20 protein-coding genes are annotated in these 22,442 nt (G+C 36.1%); 9 read left to right on the top strand and 11 right to left on the bottom strand.

Annotated elements, in window-relative coordinates; all coding sequences use genetic code 11:
* Positions 1-620: hypothetical protein (locus ACFO3L_RS02755; RefSeq protein ID WP_379963605.1), on the top strand; the 620-nt coding region annotated here is incomplete at its 5' end.
* A 58-nt stretch (positions 621-678) separates the two neighbouring features.
* Here the strand turns inward: ACFO3L_RS02755 and thrC are convergent.
* Together thrC and ACFO3L_RS02745 are read right to left on the bottom strand one after the other, a co-directional pair.
* Complete coding sequence (thrC, locus tag ACFO3L_RS02750) at positions 679-2,169, bottom strand: threonine synthase (protein WP_379963603.1); 1,491 nt, start codon at positions 2,167-2,169, stop codon at positions 679-681.
* Between the two features lie 80 nt (positions 2,170-2,249).
* The gene (locus ACFO3L_RS02745) at positions 2,250-3,479 is read right to left on the bottom strand and encodes a M28 family peptidase (protein ID WP_379963601.1); all 1,230 of its coding nucleotides are present in this window, start codon (positions 3,477-3,479) and stop codon (positions 2,250-2,252) included.
* Between the two features lie 121 nt (positions 3,480-3,600).
* Between ACFO3L_RS02745 and queG the strand changes: the two genes are divergently transcribed.
* A complete protein-coding gene (gene queG / locus ACFO3L_RS02740; RefSeq protein ID WP_379963599.1) occupies positions 3,601-4,773 on the top strand; it encodes a tRNA epoxyqueuosine(34) reductase QueG in 1,173 nt (390 codons plus the stop codon).
* 8 nt (positions 4,774-4,781) lie between these two features.
* Here queG and ACFO3L_RS02735 read toward each other — a convergent pair whose 3' ends face one another.
* Positions 4,782-5,321: an ECF transporter S component gene (locus tag ACFO3L_RS02735; protein ID WP_379963597.1), complete on the bottom strand. Its 540-nt coding sequence runs from the start codon at positions 5,319-5,321 to the stop codon at positions 4,782-4,784.
* A gap of 125 nt (positions 5,322-5,446) precedes the next feature.
* On the opposite strand from ACFO3L_RS02735, the gene ACFO3L_RS02730 reads away from it, so the two are divergent.
* Positions 5,447-5,674 (top strand): hypothetical protein, encoded by a 228-nt coding sequence (locus ACFO3L_RS02730; protein ID WP_379963595.1) that lies wholly within the window; start codon positions 5,447-5,449, stop codon positions 5,672-5,674.
* Positions 5,675-5,822: 148 nt separating this feature from the next.
* Here ACFO3L_RS02730 and ACFO3L_RS02725 read toward each other — a convergent pair whose 3' ends face one another.
* Both ACFO3L_RS02725 and ACFO3L_RS02720 read right to left on the bottom strand, forming a co-directional pair.
* The gene (locus ACFO3L_RS02725) at positions 5,823-6,296 is read right to left on the bottom strand and encodes a nucleoside 2-deoxyribosyltransferase (RefSeq protein WP_379963593.1); all 474 of its coding nucleotides are present in this window, start codon (positions 6,294-6,296) and stop codon (positions 5,823-5,825) included.
* 24 nt (positions 6,297-6,320) lie between these two features.
* On the bottom strand, positions 6,321-7,541 hold the full coding sequence (locus ACFO3L_RS02720; RefSeq protein WP_379963591.1) for a GNAT family N-acetyltransferase: 1,221 nt from the start codon (positions 7,539-7,541) through the stop codon (positions 6,321-6,323).
* 170 nt (positions 7,542-7,711) lie between these two features.
* Here ACFO3L_RS02720 and lepA point away from each other — a divergent pair, with 170 nt between their 5' ends.
* From lepA to ACFO3L_RS02700, 4 genes are all read left to right on the top strand, one after another.
* Positions 7,712-9,538, top strand: a complete 1,827-nt coding sequence (lepA, locus tag ACFO3L_RS02715; RefSeq protein WP_379963589.1) for a translation elongation factor 4 — start codon at positions 7,712-7,714, stop codon at positions 9,536-9,538.
* Positions 9,539-9,811: 273 nt separating this feature from the next.
* The gene (locus ACFO3L_RS02710) at positions 9,812-11,089 is read left to right on the top strand and encodes a Y-family DNA polymerase (protein ID WP_379963587.1); all 1,278 of its coding nucleotides are present in this window, start codon (positions 9,812-9,814) and stop codon (positions 11,087-11,089) included.
* 12 nt (positions 11,090-11,101) lie between these two features.
* The gene (locus ACFO3L_RS02705; RefSeq protein WP_379963585.1) at positions 11,102-11,476 is read left to right on the top strand and encodes a hypothetical protein; all 375 of its coding nucleotides are present in this window, start codon (positions 11,102-11,104) and stop codon (positions 11,474-11,476) included.
* A 27-nt stretch (positions 11,477-11,503) separates the two neighbouring features.
* Positions 11,504-11,929, top strand: a complete 426-nt coding sequence (locus tag ACFO3L_RS02700) for an 8-oxo-dGTP diphosphatase (RefSeq protein ID WP_379963583.1) — start codon at positions 11,504-11,506, stop codon at positions 11,927-11,929.
* An 83-nt stretch (positions 11,930-12,012) separates the two neighbouring features.
* On the opposite strand, the gene ACFO3L_RS02695 is transcribed toward ACFO3L_RS02700, so the two are convergent.
* Positions 12,013-12,903: an SDR family oxidoreductase gene (locus ACFO3L_RS02695; protein ID WP_379963581.1), complete on the bottom strand. Its 891-nt coding sequence runs from the start codon at positions 12,901-12,903 to the stop codon at positions 12,013-12,015.
* A 157-nt stretch (positions 12,904-13,060) separates the two neighbouring features.
* Here ACFO3L_RS02695 and ACFO3L_RS02690 point away from each other — a divergent pair, with 157 nt between their 5' ends.
* A complete protein-coding gene (locus ACFO3L_RS02690; RefSeq protein ID WP_379963579.1) occupies positions 13,061-14,002 on the top strand; it encodes a magnesium transporter CorA family protein in 942 nt (313 codons plus the stop codon).
* A 109-nt stretch (positions 14,003-14,111) separates the two neighbouring features.
* Positions 14,112-15,296, top strand: a complete 1,185-nt coding sequence (locus tag ACFO3L_RS02685; RefSeq protein ID WP_379963577.1) for an AI-2E family transporter — start codon at positions 14,112-14,114, stop codon at positions 15,294-15,296.
* Positions 15,297-15,409: 113 nt separating this feature from the next.
* Here ACFO3L_RS02685 and clpB read toward each other — a convergent pair whose 3' ends face one another.
* The 5 genes from clpB to ACFO3L_RS02660 all read right to left on the bottom strand — a co-directional run bounded on the left by clpB (position 15,410) and on the right by ACFO3L_RS02660 (position 22,376).
* Positions 15,410-18,022 (bottom strand): ATP-dependent chaperone ClpB, encoded by a 2,613-nt coding sequence (clpB, locus tag ACFO3L_RS02680; RefSeq protein WP_379963575.1) that lies wholly within the window; start codon positions 18,020-18,022, stop codon positions 15,410-15,412.
* Between the two features lie 192 nt (positions 18,023-18,214).
* Positions 18,215-19,216, bottom strand: a complete 1,002-nt coding sequence (locus ACFO3L_RS02675) for a lysylphosphatidylglycerol synthase transmembrane domain-containing protein (RefSeq protein WP_379963573.1) — start codon at positions 19,214-19,216, stop codon at positions 18,215-18,217.
* Between the two features lie 93 nt (positions 19,217-19,309).
* Positions 19,310-20,548 (bottom strand): peptidase T, encoded by a 1,239-nt coding sequence (pepT, locus tag ACFO3L_RS02670; protein WP_379963571.1) that lies wholly within the window; start codon positions 20,546-20,548, stop codon positions 19,310-19,312.
* A gap of 11 nt (positions 20,549-20,559) precedes the next feature.
* Positions 20,560-21,678 carry a Nif3-like dinuclear metal center hexameric protein gene (locus ACFO3L_RS02665; RefSeq protein ID WP_379963569.1) on the bottom strand — a complete coding sequence of 373 codons (1,119 nt, stop codon included), beginning with the start codon at positions 21,676-21,678 and terminating at the stop codon, positions 20,560-20,562.
* On the bottom strand, positions 21,678-22,376 hold the full coding sequence (locus ACFO3L_RS02660) for a tRNA (adenine(22)-N(1))-methyltransferase (RefSeq protein ID WP_379963567.1): 699 nt from the start codon (positions 22,374-22,376) through the stop codon (positions 21,678-21,680). Before ACFO3L_RS02660 ends, ACFO3L_RS02665 begins: the two co-directional genes overlap by 1 nt.
* Positions 22,377-22,442: the final 66 nt, after the last annotated feature.

Raw genomic sequence — 22,442 nt, 5'->3', positions numbered from 1 at the left:
TAAGCCAATATCCAGATTATACAAGGATATTGGCTTATTTGACATCCGGTCTATTATTACCCGCTTACTTTCAAAAGACATTTCAACCTTTAAATATGAAACAACAAAAATTTATTCTTTATTCTATTAATAAATATCAAACACTTTCCCATTTTGTATTTATGCGGGATGAAATGTTCAGTCTATTTCGAATCGTAAATTACTACTCTCTAAAAAAAGCAGCACCTGTGTATTATGAACGTTTCAAAGAGTTCTGGGAATTATTCACTAAATTATCACCAGAACTAAATACCAATCTTTTTCGACTAAAAAGTTTTGCATTGATGACAAACTTTGCCCCTTTAGTTGCACCACTTGCGCCAATCACAATTGCTATTTACTCAGAATTCTCCGGTTTTTTATCAAATTATTTAATGGATCGCATTACCCTCCATTTTAAAGCAAATTATAAAATTACTTTCGTTGACTCCTTTCTAGATGCCGATTTAGTTATTTCAACGACAACAATTCATCCAGATGAATTGTTGGGCACTCCGCTTGTCATCGTAGAACCAACACTAAATGCGAATGATTTTTTCTTAATCCAACAACGAATCCAAGAAATTATCAATAGGAATTAATCAAAAAAAAGACGCCTCTACATCCCTTGACTGATTAGTCAGATGTAGAGGCGCTTTTTTATTTCGTTTTTAAAATAGCTTCCACTGCGGTTTGCATCGCCGACACTTCAACAACTTGCTGATGAAGGACAGGGAGCATTTCGAGTTCTTGAACTTCCTTTGGTAAAGGAATTCCTGTGAGCGTTTCTAATTGTTTTACTAATGAAAAATCATCTGATTCTGATTTCCCACCTGAGATGCTTTCAACAACCGTTCTTGGAAATTTGTAAGGGCTCGCCGTTGAAACGACCACCATCTTATTTACTGAATGATTTCCAGCTTTAAATTTATCTGCCACATTTTTAGCTACTGCTGTATGAGGATCCATTGTATAGTGTGTTTCCTTAAATAAGTGAGCGATGCTTTGGTCAACTTCTTTTTCCGTTGCAAATTCCGCATAAAAATTGGTTAGTTTCGCCATCATTTCCGGTGTAATTTGATATTTACCTTCTATTGATAAGGCATCCATCAGCGCTTTGGTTTGTGTCGGATTGTCATTCGTCAAGTGATAGATTAAGCGTTCCAAATTACTTGAAACTAAAATGTCCATTGAAGGCGAACTTGTCAAATGGAATTCACGTTGACGATTATACTCTCCTGTTTTGAAAAAGTCGGTTAGAACATTATTTGTATTTGAAGCACAAATTAACTGATCAATCGGCACACCAATTTGTTTGGCATAATAGGCTGCTAAAATATTCCCAAAGTTTCCAGTCGGAACCGAAACATTGATTAAATCGCCATTTTTAATTTCCTCTTGTTGTACTAATTGTGCATAGGTATAAACGTAATAAACAATTTGCGGTAATAAACGACCAATATTCATTGAATTCGCAGATGAAAATTGTTGATTATTTGCAGCTAAAGAGGACTTCAACTCGGCATTATTAAACATCTGTTTAACAGCTGTTTGTGCATCATCAAAGTTACCTTTTACAGCAACCACATGTGTATTCTCACCTGTTTGAGTGACCATTTGTTTTTCTTGAATCCAACTAACACCATTTTCTGGATAAAAAACAATGATACGGGTTCCCGGTACATCCGCAAAACCTGCCATTGCTGCTTTCCCAGTGTCACCTGATGTCGCAGTTAGAATCACAATTTCATTTTCAATTTGATTTTTTTTAGCTGCAGTTGTCATTAAGTAGGGTAAGATGGATAAAGCTAAGTCTTTAAAAGCAAAGGTTGGACCATGAAACAATTCCAAGAAATAGTCTTCCCCTTTTTTGACTACTGGTGCAATTACTGGATCGCTAAATTTTTGGTCATATGCCCCATCGACACACGCTTGGATTTCCTCTGCTGTAAAGTCAGCTAAGAAAGCTTGTAAAATAATTTTAGCAACTTCTTGATAACTTTTTGATCCCAGTTCTTCAAAGTTTAAATGCAATTTAGGCATTTCAGTTGGGACATATAAGCCACCATCAGAAGCGAGTCCTTGTAGTATTGCTTGTGAAGCACTCACTTTATTATTTTTATTTCGGGTACTTTTATATAATATCGTCATCCCTACAACTCCTTAGAATTTTTCTTATTAATTTAATCATTCTATCATTTTAAGCAAGAAACAACTAGCTGTTTTTTGCTTTATTTATCTGTTTTTCGCAATAAATACTTATCTAATTCTTCTTTCATCTTTTCGGGCATTGTAGTCGGAATTGGAAAGACCTCTGCTTCAATGATTCGTTCGGCAAAAGCAAGAATAAATTCAACTGTCTTATTAAAACTTTCAATACTAATAAAATCAATCACATCTTTTTTCGAATGGATGGTCGCCCCACCCGGTACTGCCCCCCGCGCAAAAGTAATTGCTGGTACACCGCCATCAGCAAATGGTGTCGAATCACTTGGATAGACGCCATTTGATGTTTGGATACCAAAACCGAGTTCTTTTCCAACAAAATCAATGTAATGTGCAATTGCTTCTTCGCCAGTTACCGAAGCGATGTCTTTACCTAACACAACGCCAAGCATGTCCAAATTAATATTTAGTTTATACTTACTCATTTCTTCTTTATGGGCAGCAACAAAAGCAGTTGAACCCACTAAACCGCGTTCTTCTGTGCCACACCATAAAAATTTCAGTGTTCGTTTTGGTTTTGATTCGCTGAAATGTTTTAAGAAATCTAAAATTGCTAAAGCACCTGTTGCATTATCATAAACTCCTTTTGAATGACGTACCGAATCATAGTGCCCTGAGAAACAAATGATTTCCTCTTCAATTTCACCTGGTATGGTTACGACTAAGTTATGAGAAGTACGAGTTTCGACCTGACTTGATACGCTTAATTTGACTTTACTTGGATTTAATCGAACCAAGCGTTCGGCATCATGAATACTCATATTTACGCCAGGTAATTTCCCCAGTTCTTGGAGTTTCGGACGCAAATAACGCTCGTCAACATCAATTGCTTCATCATAGACGCTACCATTGAATGTCACAAAACCAATGACACCCGCTTCTACAATTTTCTTATAATTTGCAAAAGTTAATCCCCCATTAAATAGAGCAATCTTGCCTTTTGCTTGAGCTAAACTAATGACATCTAAATCGTCAACATAAATAAATTCACCGACTAAACCTTCCGTTACACCGGCTAATCCAACACCAGTCACTTTAAAAGATTGTGCAACAGGTTCTAGCACTTCAAACGTTGCCGTTACTTCTTCCGGAAATTCAATTTCAAAAGGTTCAATCACTACCTCTAAATTCATTTTTTCAATTTCTTCTTTAATAATCATCGCGGCTGCATATTCTTCTTTTGAACCGGCCACACGTTCAAAAGAGATTTTTTTCAATAAGTCTAAGTTTTCCATATTCAAAACGCTCCCTTTTTATCAACTGTACATATTATACCCTTCCTAAAAATTGAAAACAAATTGGATAATTATGATATGATAGAAATAATGAAAGTTTTATCCATAGGAGGTTGACGTCTTGCTTACCTTAAAAGAAAAAATTATTCTAGAAAGCAAAAACTTAGGGATTGATAAAATCGGCTTTACGACGGCTGAACCTTTTGATTACCTGAAAGAATCTCTAATCGAACAAAAAGAAAAAGGCCATACTTCCGGCTTTGAACATCAAAATATTGATGAACGGTTATATCCAGAATTAACTTTTGACCAACCTCAAAGTATCATTTCTATCGCCCTGGCTTATCCAACAAAATTTCATGGTGAGATTCCTCGAGATGAAAAACGCGGACAATTCGCCCGTGCTTCTTGGGGCACAGACTATCACTTTATTTTACAAGATCGCTTGAAAAAGCTAATTGATTTTATTAAAAGCCAAGCAACAATCTATCAAGCAGAGGAAGATTGGCGTTTTGCTCCTCAGGTGGATACCGGTGAATTTGTTGATGTCGCCGTAGCTCAACGTGCGGGTTTGGGCTTTATTGGCAAGAATGGTTTATTAATTACTGAAGAGTTCGGTTCTTTTGTCTACTTAGGCGAGATTGTTACAAACATCCAATTTGAGCCAGATACACCTATACCAAACGGTTGCGGGGACTGCACCCGTTGCATCACAGCTTGTCCAACTTCTGCTTTATTAGGCGATGGTCGGATGAACGCTAAGAAATGTCTGTCCTACCAAACACAAACTAAAGGTATGATGCCAAAAGAATTCCGAAAAAAGAACCGCAATATCATCTATGGCTGTGATATTTGCCAACTCGTTTGTCCCTATAATCAGAAAAAAGATTTTCACTTCCATTCTGAAATGGAACCCGAAGTCGATTCAGTTTTCCCTAAATTACGTCCAATATTAACAATATCAAATAAAGAATTCAAAGAGCAATTTGGTAAACTTGCCGGCTCATGGCGTGGAAAACGGACGATTCAGCGCAATGCCATTATGGCTTTAGCCAATCTTGGTGGTCGTGAAGCATTACCAGATATTATTGCTTGCTTAGATGATCAACGTCCTGTTATTCGTGGAACAGCCGTCTGGGCAATTGCCGAGCTCACAAGAAGAAATCCAGCTGATTCAATCGAACGCTTTAACCAACTAAAGTCAATTGAGACGGATCCAGAAGTCTTGCAAGAAATCGAGGACGCCTTTAAATTATTTGAAAATCCTCGTAAAAAAAGAAAACAGGAGTTGTGATGTCGACATCACAACTCCTGTTTTCTTTTAACTTGTTTCTCAAATAACCGTTTGAAAACAGGCGTCAATACTAGATAGAACCCACTATTTCCTACTGCATGTAAAAAATCAAAGGAGATGCCTCCTAAGTAATAGGCCCAGAAATTTGAAAGACCGTAAATTTTCGTATCGATCACAGCTAAAACCAAACCATATATAAATCCCGCCAAAAAGCTATAACCTACTTGGAGAAATAAATGATGATGGAAAACTGACCATTTGTTCAAAACGCCAACCAATAGAATAATGATTGAAAATCCCGTAATTTGCCCGATTGTCCAAATACCCATACCTAAATAAATATTAGTAATCAGCACCGATAAGATATTTACTACTAGCCCTCTTGATATGCCTAAATAGGTAGTGATTAAAATAAAAATCGCCGTCATTGGTTGAATATTAGGAATAAACTGAAATAATAAGCGCCCAACTACACAGGCTGCTGTAACTAAAGCTAAATACGCAATCTCTTGTGTTGTAAAAATAGATTTTTTTTTATTTTCTTGCATAAAGAACGACTCACTCCTTTTCTTAAAAGAATGTTCTTCCCACACTTTATGAAACCCTTTTCTTTGTTAAATTGTTTAATTTCTGATAAAATACTTGTGAGGATATAATAAAGGAGGAATATACAATGCCAGATAAACTAAATAAATTAGCTGAAGAAGAACGCGAAAAGAAACCTTTCTCAAAAATCGACAAAATGGAAAAAGACCTTAATTTGGATCAAGAACCCGACACTGACATTGAAAAAGAGGATGAATCCCCTAAAGACAAAAGTAATCCTTTACTAGATGAGCGCTCAATTATCGAACTTTCAGCGACCCAACGAGCACAATTTAATAACCAAGCTCCACTTTAGCCAATTTAAACAGACACTTTACTCTAAGTAATCTCTTAGAATAAAGTGTTTTTATTTTAGCGCATTTCACCCTGTCTTAATTAGAAATCTTTAAAAGCAATGGACGCTTCGCCACATTCCTTTAATAGAATGGCAATGAAGCGTCTTTTTAAAGTTTTTTAAGAAGTTCAGATAAAAGTTCCTCTTTGCTTGATACAATCAAACCATTGAGTTTAATTAAACCAGTTGTATATAAATTTAAATAATGAAATTGATTTTCACCAATTTCAGTTAGAGCGGCTAGTTTATCCGGATGTTCCCCACCTTGTTGGCGTGAATCCGTATAGAGTCCCATGATAGGAATTCCTTTCGCATAAGCCACACCAATTTCAGAAGCTACTCCAGCATCAATGCTAATTCCATCTAAAATTGCAATTATTAAATCGCTTTTAAGCACCTCATTTGTGTCGGCTTTAGCAATCATCAAACTATTGGCGTAAGCCATTTTATCGTTAATATCACCATTTTCTTGTGGTAAATAAATTTGGCACTCTGGAAATTTTTCGCGAATACTCTCAACAATCATCTTGTTATAGAGACGTTCGCTTTCCGCAAACATTGGCGCTGCAAAATAAATCTTCATTGGATTAATCATTCCTTTCTTCTATCAAAAATAATCACTAAAATAGGCTGCCATATCTGGAATAATTTCTTCCAAGATACGCAAAGTTTGTTGATTCGTATCAATTCGTTCAACTTGATATAAGTAGGCTGCCCGACGGTAATTCATTAGTAAGCAAGTTAGCGTTTGGATATCTAGGATAACTGAATCACCGATTGGTTCACGAATCACTTGGACTTTTTCGTTTTCCTCATCCCACTTCATTCCAAAAACACCACGATTCCATTCGGCCATCGGATCTGAGACAACAAAATGAAAAGGTTTTTTAAAAGACTTGAATGGAAATTCTTTAAGAAATTCCTCAACGTCAACAATTCTTGCCATAAAATAAGGTGCAATCGTTTCTTTAATTTGGCTATCATCTAAGAAAAAGGCCAATGGTTCATCTTTATAGTTATCTCCTTCAATCCAGTAGACCATACTAAAGTGTGCACCAATGAAATTCCACAACCCATGTCTTGCTTCTTGATTTAAATAAAACATTTCTTTTACGTGGAAGACTTCTTCAGCAACCCAATAAAAGAGCACACCTTTCGGCTGACCCGCAGCATCATAATAGACTGCAGCTGTCCGTTCTTCTTTATTTTCCTCACGCCAATATTCTTCCCAATGAAAAGCTGATCGTTGTAAGGCGCCATGATTAATTTTAGAAAATTGATCATAAACGGTTAAAACATCTGAGTAATCGACCTCATGACGCTCAACACTTCCTGCAACTTGCACAAACTTTGGTAGTTGCGTGTCGCGAATTTTAAAGGAGAGTTTATCTGACATAATTTCCCAACCTTTATCACGATAGTAAGGAATATTATACGGATATAAATAAGAAATCCATTGTTTATCATCACGCATATTTTTCAAAGCAACACTAACCAATTCTCGCATTAAACCTTGCCGAGCGTACTCTGGGTACGTACCAACTCCAGTCACACCCCCCATTTTATAAATCGTTCCATGAATGTTAACCTCACACGGGTAAATAGCAATTTGTGAAACGAGTTTCTCATGATCGAACCAACCAAAAACAGTTGATAATACTAATATTGGACGCTTTGATTGTACCATTTCGCGTTTATTAGCATAGCCACTTTCTTCGATATCCGTCCCTGTTACTTGGAAAACATAACTTAATAACTCATTGTATTGATCTAAATCTTTTTCTTCAAGTTGTCTAATTTTTAGGCCTTCCGTAAAAGCATCTTTCATCCTTTTCACTCCATTAAACCTTTTCACCTAGTATAACAAAAAAATTTCCTTTATGTCTGGTTATTTTTGACTTAATTATTTTCATATGATTGTTATTACAAAAGGCTTTTAATCTGTTTCTATCGTTGGTATAATAGAAGAGCTGACTAATAGAAATGAGGAATAAATGCATGACTACATTAGATGAAATGAAAAAACGCCAGCAGTTGATTCGAAATTTTTCGATTATTGCTCATATTGACCATGGAAAGTCTACCTTGGCTGACCGTATTTTAGAAAAAACGGAAACTGTCTCTTCTCGTGAGATGCAAGCACAACTACTAGACTCGATGGATTTAGAAAGAGAACGTGGCATCACTATCAAATTAAACGCTGTAGAATTAACATACACCGCTAAAGATGGCGAAACATATATTTTCCATTTAATTGATACTCCTGGCCACGTCGACTTCACTTATGAAGTTTCCCGCAGTTTAGCTGCCTGTGAAGGTGCAGTGTTAGTTGTTGACGCAGCTCAAGGGATTGAAGCACAAACATTAGCTAACGTATATTTGGCACTAGATAATGATTTAGAAATATTACCTGTTATTAATAAAATTGATTTACCTGCAGCTGACCCTGAAAGAGTTCGTACAGAAATCGAAGATGTTATCGGATTGGATGCTTCTGAAGCAGTTCTTGCTAGTGCGAAATCCGGTATCGGAATTGAAGAAATTTTAGACCAAGTCGTTGAAAAAGTCCCCGCACCTACTGGTGATCTGGAGGCACCTCTAAAAGCATTAATCTTTGACTCTGTCTACGATGCTTATCGTGGCGTTGTTTTAAACGTCCGTGTTATCGATGGCGTTGTGCGCCCTGGCGATAAAATCCAGTTGATGAGTAACGGAAAAACTTTTGACGTCACTGAAGTTGGTATCTTCTCACCCAAAGCCGTTGATCGTGATTACTTAATGGTTGGTGATGTTGGTTATATCACCGCTGCTATTAAAACCATTAAAGATACACAGGTTGGTGATACTGTCACATTAGCGAACAATCCTGCTCAAGAAGCGCTTGAAGGATATCGTAAAATGACACCAATGGTTTATTGTGGTCTTTATCCAATTGATACTTCTCGCTACAATGATTTACGAGAAGCTCTTGAAAAACTACAATTAAACGACGCCGCGCTCCAATTCGAACCGGAGACTTCTCAAGCACTTGGTTTTGGTTTCCGTTGTGGATTCTTAGGGCTCTTACATATGGACGTTATTCAAGAACGTTTGGAACGCGAATTTAATTTAGATATGATCACAACTGCACCATCGGTTATTTATAACGTTAATTTAACAGATGGTACAAAAGTAACGGTTGATAATCCGGCTGAATTCCCTGACCCAGTTCGAATTGAAAATGTTGAAGAACCTTATGTAAAAGCTCAAATTATGGTGCCTAACGAGTACGTTGGTGCAGTGATGGAACTTGCTCAACGCAAACGTGGTGATTTTGTCACAATGGATTACCTAGATGAATTCCGCGTTAACGTTGTTTATGATATTCCATTGTCAGAAATTGTTTATGATTTCTTTGACAAGTTGAAATCCAGTACAAAAGGTTATGCATCGTTAGACTATGAAATTTCAGGCTACCGTCCAAGTAATTTAGTTAAGATGGATATCTTGCTAAATGCTGAAAAAGTCGATGCTTTAAGTTTCATCGTTCACCGTAGCTTCTCATTTGAACGTGGAAAAGCAATCGTTGAGAAACTGAAAAAACTCATCCCTCGTCAACAATTTGAAGTCCCAATTCAAGCAGCGATTGGACAAAAAATTGTTGCCCGCTCAGATATTCGTGCATTACGTAAAAACGTATTAGCCAAATGTTATGGTGGTGACGTTTCTCGAAAACGTAAATTACTTGAAAAACAAAAAGAAGGTAAAAAGCGGATGAAACAAATTGGTTCCGTTGAGGTCCCACAAGATGCCTTCATGGCCGTTCTGAAAATGGATGATGAATAAAATGCTTTAGTCTCAAAGATAAATTGAAAATAGTTGAAATAAATTAGTCGTTCTCATACAATTTTTCGCCCTTTTGCCATCCTAAGTATTTGCTTTGTGGTAATAATAGAAACAATCACTAAAAACCATATTCAGGTTAGGTACTATCTCCTAGCCTCTGAATATGGTTTTTTCTTTAAAAATCGTGATACTTAATCTTTTGTTCCCCTTTACTTATCGAACAAACGTTCGTATAATTGTTTTAAAATGAACAAATCGATAGGAGGTATTCTTTTGTACTTTGATTACGACCTCGAACCGCGAAGTGACTATTTATGTATTGATTGTCGCTCTTTTTACGCAAGTTGCGAAGCAGTTATGAGAGGACTTGATCCTTTAAAAGCTATCTTAGTAGTCTTAAGCGGTGGTGATCGTCCTGGTGGACTGATTTTATCCGCATCTCCAAAAGCCAAAGAACTTTTAGGTGTCTCAAATGTCACTAGACGTTCTGAAGTGCCCTACCATCCCGATTTGATTTTTGCCCCACCTCGAATGAAAGAATATATCGCAATCAATCTGAAGATATTAGACACGATTACTACTTACGTCCCTCCTGAAGACGTTCACGTTTATTCAATCGATGAGGTTTTCGTTAAATATGATCACGTCAAACATTTATATCACGAGGCTAAAGTGACCCTTTTCGCTAAGTCAATCATGTTGAAAATTAAAGAAGCAACGGGCATACAGACAGCAATTGGTATTGGTGATAATATGCTACTTGCCAAGTTAGCGTTAGATAACGAGGCAAAAATAATGGCACCTCATTTTATCTCCGAATGGCGTTATGAAGATGTAAAAAACAAAGTTTGGGGTATCAAAAAAATGACTGATTTTTGGGGAATTAGTCGCAGGACCGAAAAACGTTTGAACAATAGAGGGATTCACACCATTGCTGAACTTGCCAACTATGACCCCCATCGGCTTAAAGATTCAATGGGAATCATGGGTACACAGTTGCACGCTCACGCAAATGGAATCGACCGTAGCCAAATCCATGAAATATACCAACCTAAAGAAAAAAGTCTCTCAAATTCTCAAATTTTATTAAAAGATTATGACGATATTCGAGATATTAAAGTCATCATCCAAGAAATGGGTGATTTGCTTGCTTCTCGTTTAAGACATATTCATGCAAAGACAAGTCGTGTTAGCCTCTTCATTGGTTATTCTAAAATTGAGAGTGAAACTGGTTTTTCTCGACAAATAAAAATATCGGAAACAAACAATACAAAAACAATTGTTAACAGTTTGATTCAAATCTTTAATCAGCATTATCACACTGGTAGCTATGTCCGTCAAATTGGTGTTAGCGCTTCTAACCTTAGTTACCACACAAATATCCAATTAGATTTATTTGAAGATATCGAGCAACAAATCAAACAAGAAAAATTGCATTTTTTAAAAGATAAAATTAGAGAAAAATATGGTTTTCACGCGCTCATTCACGCGAGTTCTCTGTTAGAAAACGCGACTGCAATTAGTCGTTCCACCAAAATAGGCGGACATTAATTTTAAAAAGGAGTGATTATTATCAAAAATTACGGAAAAGAATATATCGATCGTGGAATGATTAAATGGAATGGAATGTACTTGTCGGAGCATACGGAAGCAAGGTATAATCAACAGACTGCCAAGCTGAATCGTCCAAAGCAAAAAACAGCAATGACTACCCAAGAAATCCAAACAATTTTAGTTGAGGCTTATAAAAATAGCTGTATCGTGGCGATTCAAAAAGAAGAGCGCAATCTTGATGGCGACTACTCACCTGATATTGTCGGAAATATTCTTGGTTTTGATGAACTTGGCTTGTTTATTGATCATCAAAAAGTTGATTTTGATGAAATCAGACATGTCGAGATTCTTTCTAACGCCAAATGGTTTGAAATTCATCTTTAATTTTACGAAAGAAATGAGTGTATTTAAATGTCACGTAGTATGGAAGTCAAGTTAACCACATTATGCCTAATAAAAAATATCGATGGCAAAATCTTAGTCCAAGATCGAAAGAAAAAAGACTGGCCAGGATGGACTTTTCCCGGTGGTCATGTTGAAAAAGACGAAAATATTCTTGAATCCGTTATCCGAGAAATCAAAGAAGAAACAGGCTTAACTGTCAGACCACGTTTAGTAGGTATTGCAGAATGGCTCAATGATAAGAACGGCTCCCGTGAACTTGCCTCTTTATTTGTCGCCCAAACTCGAGAAGAACTCCCGACCAACACAGAACAACCCTTGCTTTGGGTTACAAAAGACGATTTATTAACGGGACCTTTGGCTGGAACACTCGGCCAATTCCTATCCATCTTTTTTGAAGAGCGACAATTCTTTTTTCAAGACAATTCCAATTAGAAGGTTGTTTAAACGTAAATCGTGCGTCCAAGAAGTTAAACTTTTTGGACGCACGATCTATTTTCCGTGTACGCTATTTATTTTTAATTTATTGGCTGACCGCCCGTAACTCCGTAAATCTGTGAAGTAACAAAACTAGCATCATTTGACGCTAAAAATACATAAACGGGTGCTAGCTCTGCTGGTTGTCCCGCTCGACCTAACAAGCTACTTTGACCGAATTTTGGTAACTCTTCTGGAGGTTGTCCACCATCAAGTTGAAGTGGTGTCCAGATTGGTCCTGGTGCTACGCCATTCACTCGAATCCCTTTTTCAGCAAATTGACTCGCCAGACTAATCGTAAAATTACTAATTGCCGCTTTTGTGGCAGCATAATCCATTAAATTTGCGCTTGGACTCGTTGCTTGAACAGAAGTTGTCGTAATAATCGCACTTCCTGGACTTAAATGTGGTTCGGCTTCTTGGACTAATGCAAACATTGAAATAATATTTACTTGAAAAGTATCTTTTACTTGTTGAAGTGGCAATTCAGAAATATCTTGATGTGAAATTTGTTGTGCCGCATTCAATACTAAAGTATCAATTCCACCGAAAGTTTGAACTGTCTTTTTAATCATTTCTTTTGATGCTTGGTCATCTTTTAAATCGTAAGGTAGTAACAAATATTTTCTACCTGTCTTTTCGATATAACTAGCAACTTCTTCGGCATCTTTTTCTTCACCTGGAACGAATTGAATCGCTACATCAGCACCTTCTCTAGCATAAGCGATGGCAACTGCCCGTCCAATTCCAGAATCCCCTCCAGTAATTAGAACACGACGATTCTCTAACTTCTTATTTCCAACATAGCTTGTTTCACCACAATCGGGTGATGGTATCATTTGTTCTTGTAAAGGTGGCGTTGTTTGATCCTGTTTCTTAAACTCTCCTGGATGGTATAACTCTCTAGGATCTTTTAAAATTGGTTCATTCATGTATATCCGACTCCTTTCTATTTGGTAATTTAATCTTAACGGAGTTTTTCTTAAAAACAAAACGATATTCTCAACACAAAAAACGAAAAATTAGGCTTTTATTTTAAAATCCGCTATACTTACTGTATAAAATTTGAGAAGAAATGGAGTGAAATTTATGCTAAAATACCTAAAGGTCAACAAAGAAACTGGAATTGAAGATGGCACAGATAGTGATTTTAATTGGTTGTTAATCAATCAAGATTCCTTTGAAAGCTCTTTAGAGATTCTTAAGAAATATCGACTTCCCGATGATATTTTTCTAGGATCCGATAGCTTAGGAGAGATCGCTCGAATTGAAAAATTAAAAGATACCAAACTGAGTAATCCTTTATCACTTGTCTTTTTTAATCTCTCAAATAGCTTTACGATTATTGAAAATCGCATTGAACCAATCTCTTTTGTTTTATCAGATGACTTACTTATTACTTATGTAGGTAAAAATAGTACTTTAATTGATGATTTACTCCGTGATGAGCACCAAAATTTAGTCAATTTTGAACAAATTATTCTTTCTACGATTTCTCGAATTTACAAACACTTTATTGCGGAATTAAAAAAGATAAAAAAAGAAATTGACTTTCTTGATGACGAATCCCGAAAAACAACCGGTAAAAAAGAACTCTTTAAATTAGCTGATATCGATCGAAAGATCATTTTTATTGACCACACACTTCGAGATCAAAATGACGTTTTAAATCAATTGTGGGAAATGTCAACTTTTACTGATAATATAGCGCATTCTTCTTTTATTTTTGATATTCAATTACAACAAGCTCAAGCTTTAAAGTTGGTAACTATTTATCACGCCCTCATCGATACACTAGGTAGTCTTTTTGAAAGTATGATCAGCAATAATCTGAACCATCTGATGAAATATCTAGAATCTGCGGCACTCGTTCTAACTGTTCCAACATTGATTGCAGGAATCTGGGGAATGAACACAGGGGGGCTTCCATTTAAAGAACAAGATACAGGATCTTACATTCTATTTTTCGTTATGGTCCTACTAACAGTTGTCACAGCTGTCTTTTTAACAAAAAAGAATTACTTTAAATAAACTTTTTTTCTACCTCAACCCCCTGAATCTTTACTTACTGTATATTAATTCATCCAGAACTAAAGTATAATAAGATTTAGTGCTAACATCTCAATGAGGAGGATTTTTCTTGAAAAAAATTGATGTCAATTGGAATCAATGGATTATTCGCTTTTCTTTCGCCATGCTCGTTATTATTGGATACAAAGTTATTTCGAATTATAATGCCATTTTTAGTTCCATTCAAAGTTTCACTCATATCATTTCACCCTTTATTATTGGTTTTGTAATTGCCTATTTATTAAACGGCCCACAAGAGCTTTTAAAAAGACTATTCAATAAAAGTTCCAATAAGTTTTTAAATAAGTACCAACAAGGCCTAAGTGTTCTTTTATTATATTTGATTTTAATCTTCTTACTGTTCTTAGCACTTAATTTTATTGTCCCTTTAATGATTAATAATATTATTGAATTATTAAAGCTTGTCCCATCTTTTATTAATTATATTTCTAGACTGGTCACTCAATTAGAAAATGATGGTTTAATCGAACTATTATCTTTAGAAAAAGTCGTTCAAAATATTTTAAATAGTTTTTCTTTAGATACTGTTTTAAGCCAATCGTCACAATCTTTAACATCAATAGGTTTACTATCGATTAGTCTATCTTCAGTCATATTCAATGCAGCATTAGCGTTTATCATTTCAATTTATGTCTTGGCGTATAAAACATCGCTGCTCGATTTTTCAAATCGTTTTTTCTCTAAATTATTACCTAATCATACTTTTTTAAAGGCAAAATATTGGATCCAAACAACCAACCGTGTCTTTTATAAATTTATTAGTTCGCAATTTTTAGATGCATGTGTCATCGCCATCTCTTCTTCAATTATTTTAACGGTAATGAAGGTCCCTTTTGGAATTTCTCTTGGACTTTTCCTCGGTGTTTCAAATATGATTCCTTATTTCGGTTCAATTGTAGCCGCGATCGCCACCGCTATTATCACTTTCTTCACGAGTGGTCTTAACTTAGCGGTTGCAACCTTAATTGCCTTGACGATTTTACAACAAATTGATGGTAATTTTATCGGTCCAAGAATTATGGCTGGTGCCTTAAACTTAAATCCAATTGTGATTATTATTTCGATTACTATCGGTGGTGCTTATTTCAATGTCATTGGAATGTTCTTAGCGGTACCTGTAGCCGCAATTATAAAGATTGTTACCATGAACTGGCTAGATAAAGATAAGATAACACCGTCAGCTGTAGTTGATATACCTGAAATTGAACTAGAAGTTCATGAAAAAAAGAAATGAAGTCGATCCAAAATCTTAAAATAATAAAAAACCATGAAATCAGTTTACTAAAGCATTGATTTCATGGTTTTTTGTTATTTTTACTTAAAGAATGACACGGTCTAACCTCATTCTTATTTTACACTTTCTTCAAGCAACTGGTTTTCAAAAATTAATTGATTATTTAAAACATCGATTGTTACTTGTGATTTAGGCATTACACGGCCAGCTACAATTTCTTTGGCTAGAGGTGTTTCAACTTCTTTCATGATGTAACGACGTAATGGCCGCGCACCATATGCTGGCTCATAAGAGTTTTCAGCTAACCAAGCTTTCGCTGAATCGGTAATCACCAACTCAATTTCTTGAGCAGACAAACGTTTAGCTAGTTGTTCAATCACTTTATCAACAATGCCTTTAACATTTTCTAAACTTAATGGTGTGAATAAAATCGTATCATCCACCCGATTCAAGAACTCTGGTTTAAAGTGTCCTCTCAGTGTTGCCATCACTTCTTCTTGAACAGCTTCTGGAATTTCGCCTTCTGCTGTTACGCCATTTAATAGCAGCTGAGACCCAATGTTACTTGTCATGATCAATACAGTATTTTTAAAGTCAACGACACGACCTTTTGAATCTGTTAGGCGACCATCATCTAAGACTTGCAATAAGATATTAAAGACATCTGGATGGGCCTTTTCAATTTCATCCAGTAAGACAATCGTATATGGGTTACGACGAACAGCTTCAGTCAATTGCCCTCCTTCTTCGTAACCAATATAACCTGGAGGCGCTCCGACTAAACGAGAAACAGAATGTTTTTCCATATACTCACTCATATCAATTCTCACCATATTATTCTCAGAATCAAAGAGGTTCTCAGCTAAGGCCTTAGCAAGTTCTGTTTTACCGACACCTGTTGGACCTAGGAATAAAAATGAACCTAGAGGGCGGTTTGGATCTTGTAAGCCTGCTCTTGAACGAATCACTGCATCACTCACTGCATTGACCGCTTCTTCTTGTCCAATCACGCGTTTATGTAATGTTTCATTTAAATGTAATAGTTTCGCTCTTTCACCCTCAACTAATTTCGTAACAGGAATTCCTGTTAAGCGACCAACAACGACCGCAATTTCATTATCAGTTACGGATTCTTGTAACATTTTTCCAGATTCTTGCGCATTTTTAGCTTCAAGTGCTTTAAGTTCCGCTTCCAATTGAGGAATCGTACCATGACGTAAAACAGCTGCTTTTTCTAAATCGTAATTATTTTCGGCATCTTCTAGCTCGTGTTTGGCTTGATCAATTTGACTTCGTTTATTAGACAATGCGTTGACTTCTTCTTTTTCTGTTTCCCATTGCATCTTCATTTGGTTCGCTTCTTCTCTTAACTCCGCTAACTCTTCTTGTAAGATACTTAGGCGTTTTTTTGATGCGTCATCCGATTCTTTTTTTAATGCAGCTTCTTCAATCTCTAGCTGCATTAAGCGCCTTGTTACTTGATCAAGTTCTGTCGGCATTGAATTCATTTCGACACGAATGGTTGCTGATGCTTCGTCAACTAAATCAATAGCTTTATCTGGTAAAAAACGATCAGTAATGTATCGATCGGATAAAACGGCAGCTGCTACAAGCGCATTATCATGGATATTTACGCCATGATGAATTTCAAAACGTTCTTTTAAACCACGTAAAATTGAAATGGTATCTTCTACAGTCGGTTCTTTGACAAGGACTTTTTGGAAACGGCGCTCTAAAGCTTTGTCTTTTTCCATATATTCACGATATTCATCGAGCGTTGTTGCCCCAATTGTGTGCAACTCACCACGCGCTAACATCGGTTTCAACAAGTTCCCCGCATCCATACTACCTTCTGTTTTACCTGCTCCAACAATATTATGAATTTCATCGATAAACAAAATAATTTGCCCGTCTGATTTTTTTACTTCTTTCAAGACGGCTTTAAGACGTTCTTCAAATTCACCTCGGAATTTAGCTCCAGCAATTAAAGCACCCATATCAAGTGAAAAAATCGTTTTATCTTTTAAGTTCTCTGGCACATCTTTACGCACGATACGTTGTGCTAATCCCTCAACAATTGCTGTTTTTCCGACACCTGGCTCCCCAATTAATACGGGATTATTCTTTGTTTTACGCGTTAAAATACGGATAACATCTCGAATTTCTTCATCTCGTCCAATAATTGGATCCATTTTTCCTTTTTTTACTAATTGGACTAAATCAACACCATATTTTTCTAAGGCTTTGTATTGTTCTTCTTGATTTTGTGATGTCACACGATCGCCTCCTCGTATTTCTTCAATGTTTTTTCGAATGTTTTTTTCTGTAATCCCTTGTTTCGTTAAATAAACGGTTAATGGGTAATTTTTTAATTTCATTAACGCTAGGATAACAATTTCAGTTGCTAAGTACTCATCTTCAAATTGCTCTTTGAAATGTTCGGCTTCATTTAATAACTGGAATAAATTACTACTCATCGACTGTCCATATTGAACATTGCTACCCGAAACGGTCGCTTTACGATCGAGTTCTTTATCAATTTCGTTTTCAAAAGCTTCGACATTTAAGCCTAAGTCATGATAGAAATTTCGAGCAAATTGATTGGGTTGCATAAATATTTTCCATAGGTGAACAATATCGATTTCCTGATGGTGTCGCGTCATAGCGACTTGTTGTGCTTCTGCAATGGCACTTTGTAAAGTGGACGTCATTTTTTCAATATTCATTGCTTGTTCCTCCCATCTTGAGATTTTAACCTCAACTATTATTATAAAACCTTGGTCAGTTTTGGTCAAATATTTCACTTATTCAAAGTTGAAATGTTTAAAATTCTTTAAAGGTAAAATAACAGCTGTCAAACTTGATTTATTTATAAAAAAAACAGGGATAAAAAACCAACCTTCGGCTCTTTCCCTGTCTCAATCTTTTTCAGTTTTTTTTCTGGAGATAAAAGTGTACGCCCCACCAATTATAAAAGGTAAAATAAATGTCGCAAAACGGTAAAGCAACAGTGATGAAGCCGCATCGACTTTTCCAACATAGGGACTAAAAAAGATCATATAACTAATCTCAAATGATCCCACGCCACCTGGTGTCGGTATCACGCCTGAAATAACTGTCACGAAACTAATAAGTGCTAAAGAAATAAACAAGTTAAATTCAGGATGATCTGCTTTTAAACAGATATAAGGAATAATAAACCAAATCAATGCTTTGACGATTCCCCAAAATATCATTTCAAACAACAGCTTTTTTTTACGCATCAAATCACTCGTCATTTGTCGTAGCGCATTAATTTGTAAGTTGACTTGATCGACTTTAGCTCGCCACTTCACTTTTTTTATCCATCGGTCACATAAGATAACAAATAAAATTTGTAGTGGCATGCTTAATGCAGCTAACAAAATAATGCCATTAATCAATAAATTAATGAAAATACAAATAATAACTACCAAAACTATTTCAGTTGAGAACAGGTACCATTCAGTAATTAAAAAGAAAATAGCCAAAACACAAGCAGCTGTCTTAAATAGCATGAAACGAAAAACAGCAACACCTACTCCCTCAGAGATGGTCAGTTTTTTTCGATGATAGAAATTAATTTCTGCTAGCCAAGTCCCTGCCCCAAAAGTCACTACTCGATAAAAAGCTGCGTAACAAGAGGCCATCATACCTTCCCAGCTTCGAAAAGGCTTTTCAGTTACCTTGATAATTGTTTGAACCATCTTTCCTTCAACGAGTTGATAAATAATTCCTAAAAAAATAACAATCAAGACCAACCAAATACTCGTTTCAAGCAACTCAAGAAAAATCGCATCAAAAGAAGACCATAAATATTTGACAAAATAACCAATTAAAAGAAAGAAAATGGTCGGTTTGATGATTGCTTTCATTGTTATCCTTTGTTTCAATTCGGACATTTTGATTGCCTCTGCTTTCATTTAACTTTTAAAGGGAGACTTGGACAAATACAAGTCCCCCTTCTTCATTACAAAACATTTGATAAATGGGCCTTACTTCGTGTTTAATTCAGCAATTTTAACAATCACATCGCATGCTTTTTCCATTGATTCAAGTGCAACAAATTCAAAACGACCATGCATGTTTTCACCACCAGCAAAAATATTTGGTGTTGGTATTCCCATAAATGAAATTTTAGAGCCATCTGTTCCGCCACGAACCGGTTCAATTAATGGTTTAATCCCTAATTCGAGCATGGCATTTTTTGCCAATTCAACAATGCTCATATCTTTTTCGATAACTTCTTTCATGTTGTAGTAATTATCGTTCATATCAACCACTACACGCTGTGTTTCATCAAAACGACGATTCATTTTCTCTTGAATATCCAACACAAGGGCTTTTCTTGCTAGGAATCTTTCACGATCATGGTCACGGATAATAATTGAAAAAGTTGCTTCTTCTGAATTTCCAGTTAAATTGGTTAAGTGGAAGAATCCTTCTGAACCTTCCGTTTTTTCTGGCACTTCATCAACTGGTAGAGCATTATTAAATTCAATCGCTAAAGTTAAAGCATTAATCAAGGTATTTTTCGCTGTACCTGGATGAACATTTTTACCATGAATAGTAATGTCAGCTTGGGCAGCATTAAACGTTTCATACTGTAACTCACCAACCGGACCGCCATCCATTGTGTAAGCAAAATCAACACCAAATTGCTCAACATCAAATTTATTCGCTCCGACTCCAATTTCTTCATCCGGTCCGAAAGCTACTTTGATTTCACCATGTTCGATTTCAGGATTTTTAATCAAAATTTCCATTGCTGTCATAATTTCAGCAATTCCTGATTTATCATCGGCACCAAGTAAAGTCGAACCATCTGTTGTGATTAATGTTTGGCCTTTGTAATTTTTTAAGTTTGGAAAGTCTTTTACGTTTAACGTATATTTTCCTCCTTCATCTAATGCAATGGTTGACTCGCCATCATAATTTTCAATAATTTGTGGACTAACGTTTACCGCATTGAAATCAGCCGTATCTAAGTGTGCAATAAATCCCATTGAACGAACTTTTTTTGTCGTATTTGATGGTAAAGTTGCCATCACGAAACCATTCGACTCATTATAAAGAACATCGGACATGCCTAATTCTTCTAATTCAGCTTTTAAAATCAAGGCAAAATCAACTTGCGATTGCGTCGAAGGTGTTGTTGTACTAGTTGGATCTGATTGTGTTTCAATTTGAACATAGCGTAAAAAACGTGGTAATAAATTTTCATATTTAGACATTGTAAGACTCCTTATCTTGTTTGAAATGGATTTGTGTTTGTTTCAGAAGCAATAATTTCTACTTCCCAATTCTCTTCTTGTTTCCAAGTATTCATTTGTTCTGCAAATTTCGGCACGCACAACTTCTCAATGTGGTGTCCTGGATCAATGACGGTCAATCCAGTTGCTTGAATATCATGTGCGGTATGATAGTAAACATCCCCGGTTAAATAAACGTCAGCCTTTTGACGAATCGCGTCTGGGTAGAATTTTTCACCCGATCCACCACAAATTGCTACCCGCTGAACCATTTTTTTTGAATCATCGGATTCAATTAAACGCACATCTGCTAAATCAAAAGTCTCCTTCACATGTGTAATGAAATCTTCTAAGGTCAGTGGTTTTTCTAAGTTACCAATTCGACCAAGACCATACGTTTTTGGTGGATTATCCAATTGTAAAATATCAAAAGCAGGTTCTTCATAAGGATGTACTTGATACATCGCTGCCAGTACCTTTGTTTCAAGTGTTTGCGGATAAATAACTTCAATTCGTTCTTCTTCAACAACTTCAGCTTGGTTAATTTGTCCAATTGTTGGGTTTGCCTGCTCATTGGGCGTAAAACGTCCTTCACCTTTCAATGAATAACTAGCATGGTGATAATTGCCGATATTGCCCGCACCGCTTTGCCCCAATCTCTGACGCATTTGTTCTGCTTGTTCAATTGGAACATAAACAACTAATTTTTTCATTGGTACTTCATGAGTTTTGGATAAATAGTTATCGACTTCAACACCGAGCACTTCACAAAACCAATCATTCAGTCCGCCTTCAATGATATCCATATTTGTATGTGCGGCATAAACACTAATATCATGTTTAACTAAATCCAAATACATCGCATTTTGCGGTGTATCTGGGACAAGGCGTTGGATTGGTCGAAAAATTGGCGGATGTTTAGCAATAATTAAGTCAACTTGCTTCTCAATTGCTTCTTTAACGACTTCTGGTCGCACATCTAAAGTCATCATAATTTTTTTGATTTCTCGATCTAGCGATCCAATATGCAAACCAACGGGATCCCCTTCTTCGGCTAACCATAATGGACAAAAAGCTTCAAAACGACGAATAAAATCCAGTCCATAAACCATTAAACCAAAACCTCCTGAATCCAGCTAAGTTGTTCTTTCACTTCAGCAACTTTTGATCGGGGAACGACATGTGCTTTCATCAAATCACCCAAAACGCGCTCTTTACTTTTAACTTCACGTTGCCATTTTTTGATAAACGTCTCATTTTTTTCTTGCAACAAGAATGGCCCAAACAGTAATTCCTGTTCAGTATAATGCACATTCCCCACCGGTTTTGCAACAATAATCTCATAAATTTTATCATTTTCTTCTAAAATTTCTTCATCAACAATTCCATATCCATTTAACATCAGCCATTCTCTGAGCGTTCGTTCACCAATATTTGGCTGTAAAATCAGTGTTTCATTTTTCTTTAATTGACCTTGTTTTATACCATTCTCTAAAATTTGACGAATCAACGTACCACCCATGCCCGCAATCGTAATGGCATCCACTTGATCTTCATCATGAATTGCCGCTAAACCATTGGCTAAACGGACAATAATTTTTTCTGACAATAAGTTTTTAGCTACTTGTTTTTTAGCTGACTCATAAGGACCTTTAACTACTTCACCTGCAACTGCATATGAAATTTTTCCGTTTATAGTTAAAAAAGTCGGCAAATAAGCATGATCCGAACCAATGTCTGCTAAGCGTGCACCCTGAGGTACTTTTTCTCCGACTTTCTTCAAACGTAAAGATAATACTTGTTCATTCACTACTTTTAACCTCCAAAATACTAAAGAAGCTCTGACAGCGAATTTATTTCTGGCTAGTCAGAGCAT

This window comes from Enterococcus eurekensis (assembly GCF_042654605.1).
GTDB classification, from domain to species: Bacteria; Bacillota; Bacilli; order Lactobacillales; family Enterococcaceae; genus Enterococcus_I; species Enterococcus_I eurekensis.
Note: the sequence above shows the minus strand (reverse complement) of the source record. Positions and strands in the feature narration are given on the sequence as shown.

What these genes read in the sequence shown, in the direction of transcription:
- thrC (WP_379963603.1), bottom strand. Translation starts at nt 2,169, where the DNA reads ATGACGATATTATATAAAAGTACCCGAAATAAAAATAATAAAGTGAGT.
- ACFO3L_RS02745 (WP_379963601.1), bottom strand. Translation starts at nt 3,479, where the DNA reads ATGGAAAACTTAGACTTATTGAAAAAAATCTCTTTTGAACGTGTGGCC.
- ACFO3L_RS02735 (WP_379963597.1), bottom strand. Translation starts at nt 5,321, where the DNA reads ATGCAAGAAAATAAAAAAAAATCTATTTTTACAACACAAGAGATTGCG.
- ACFO3L_RS02730 (WP_379963595.1), top strand. Translation starts at nt 5,447, where the DNA reads ATGCCAGATAAACTAAATAAATTAGCTGAAGAAGAACGCGAAAAGAAA.
- ACFO3L_RS02725 (WP_379963593.1), bottom strand. Translation starts at nt 6,296, where the DNA reads ATGAAGATTTATTTTGCAGCGCCAATGTTTGCGGAAAGCGAACGTCTC.
- ACFO3L_RS02720 (WP_379963591.1), bottom strand. Translation starts at nt 7,541, where the DNA reads ATGAAAGATGCTTTTACGGAAGGCCTAAAAATTAGACAACTTGAAGAA.
- lepA (WP_379963589.1), top strand. Translation starts at nt 7,712, where the DNA reads ATGACTACATTAGATGAAATGAAAAAACGCCAGCAGTTGATTCGAAAT.
- ACFO3L_RS02700 (WP_379963583.1), top strand. Translation starts at nt 11,504, where the DNA reads ATGTCACGTAGTATGGAAGTCAAGTTAACCACATTATGCCTAATAAAA.
- ACFO3L_RS02695 (WP_379963581.1), bottom strand. Translation starts at nt 12,903, where the DNA reads ATGAATGAACCAATTTTAAAAGATCCTAGAGAGTTATACCATCCAGGA.
- ACFO3L_RS02690 (WP_379963579.1), top strand. Translation starts at nt 13,061, where the DNA reads ATGCTAAAATACCTAAAGGTCAACAAAGAAACTGGAATTGAAGATGGC.
- clpB (WP_379963575.1), bottom strand. Translation starts at nt 18,022, where the DNA reads ATGAATATTGAAAAAATGACGTCCACTTTACAAAGTGCCATTGCAGAA.
- ACFO3L_RS02675 (WP_379963573.1), bottom strand. Translation starts at nt 19,216, where the DNA reads ATGTCCGAATTGAAACAAAGGATAACAATGAAAGCAATCATCAAACCG.
- pepT (WP_379963571.1), bottom strand. Translation starts at nt 20,548, where the DNA reads ATGTCTAAATATGAAAATTTATTACCACGTTTTTTACGCTATGTTCAA.
- ACFO3L_RS02665 (WP_379963569.1), bottom strand. Translation starts at nt 21,678, where the DNA reads ATGGTTTATGGACTGGATTTTATTCGTCGTTTTGAAGCTTTTTGTCCA.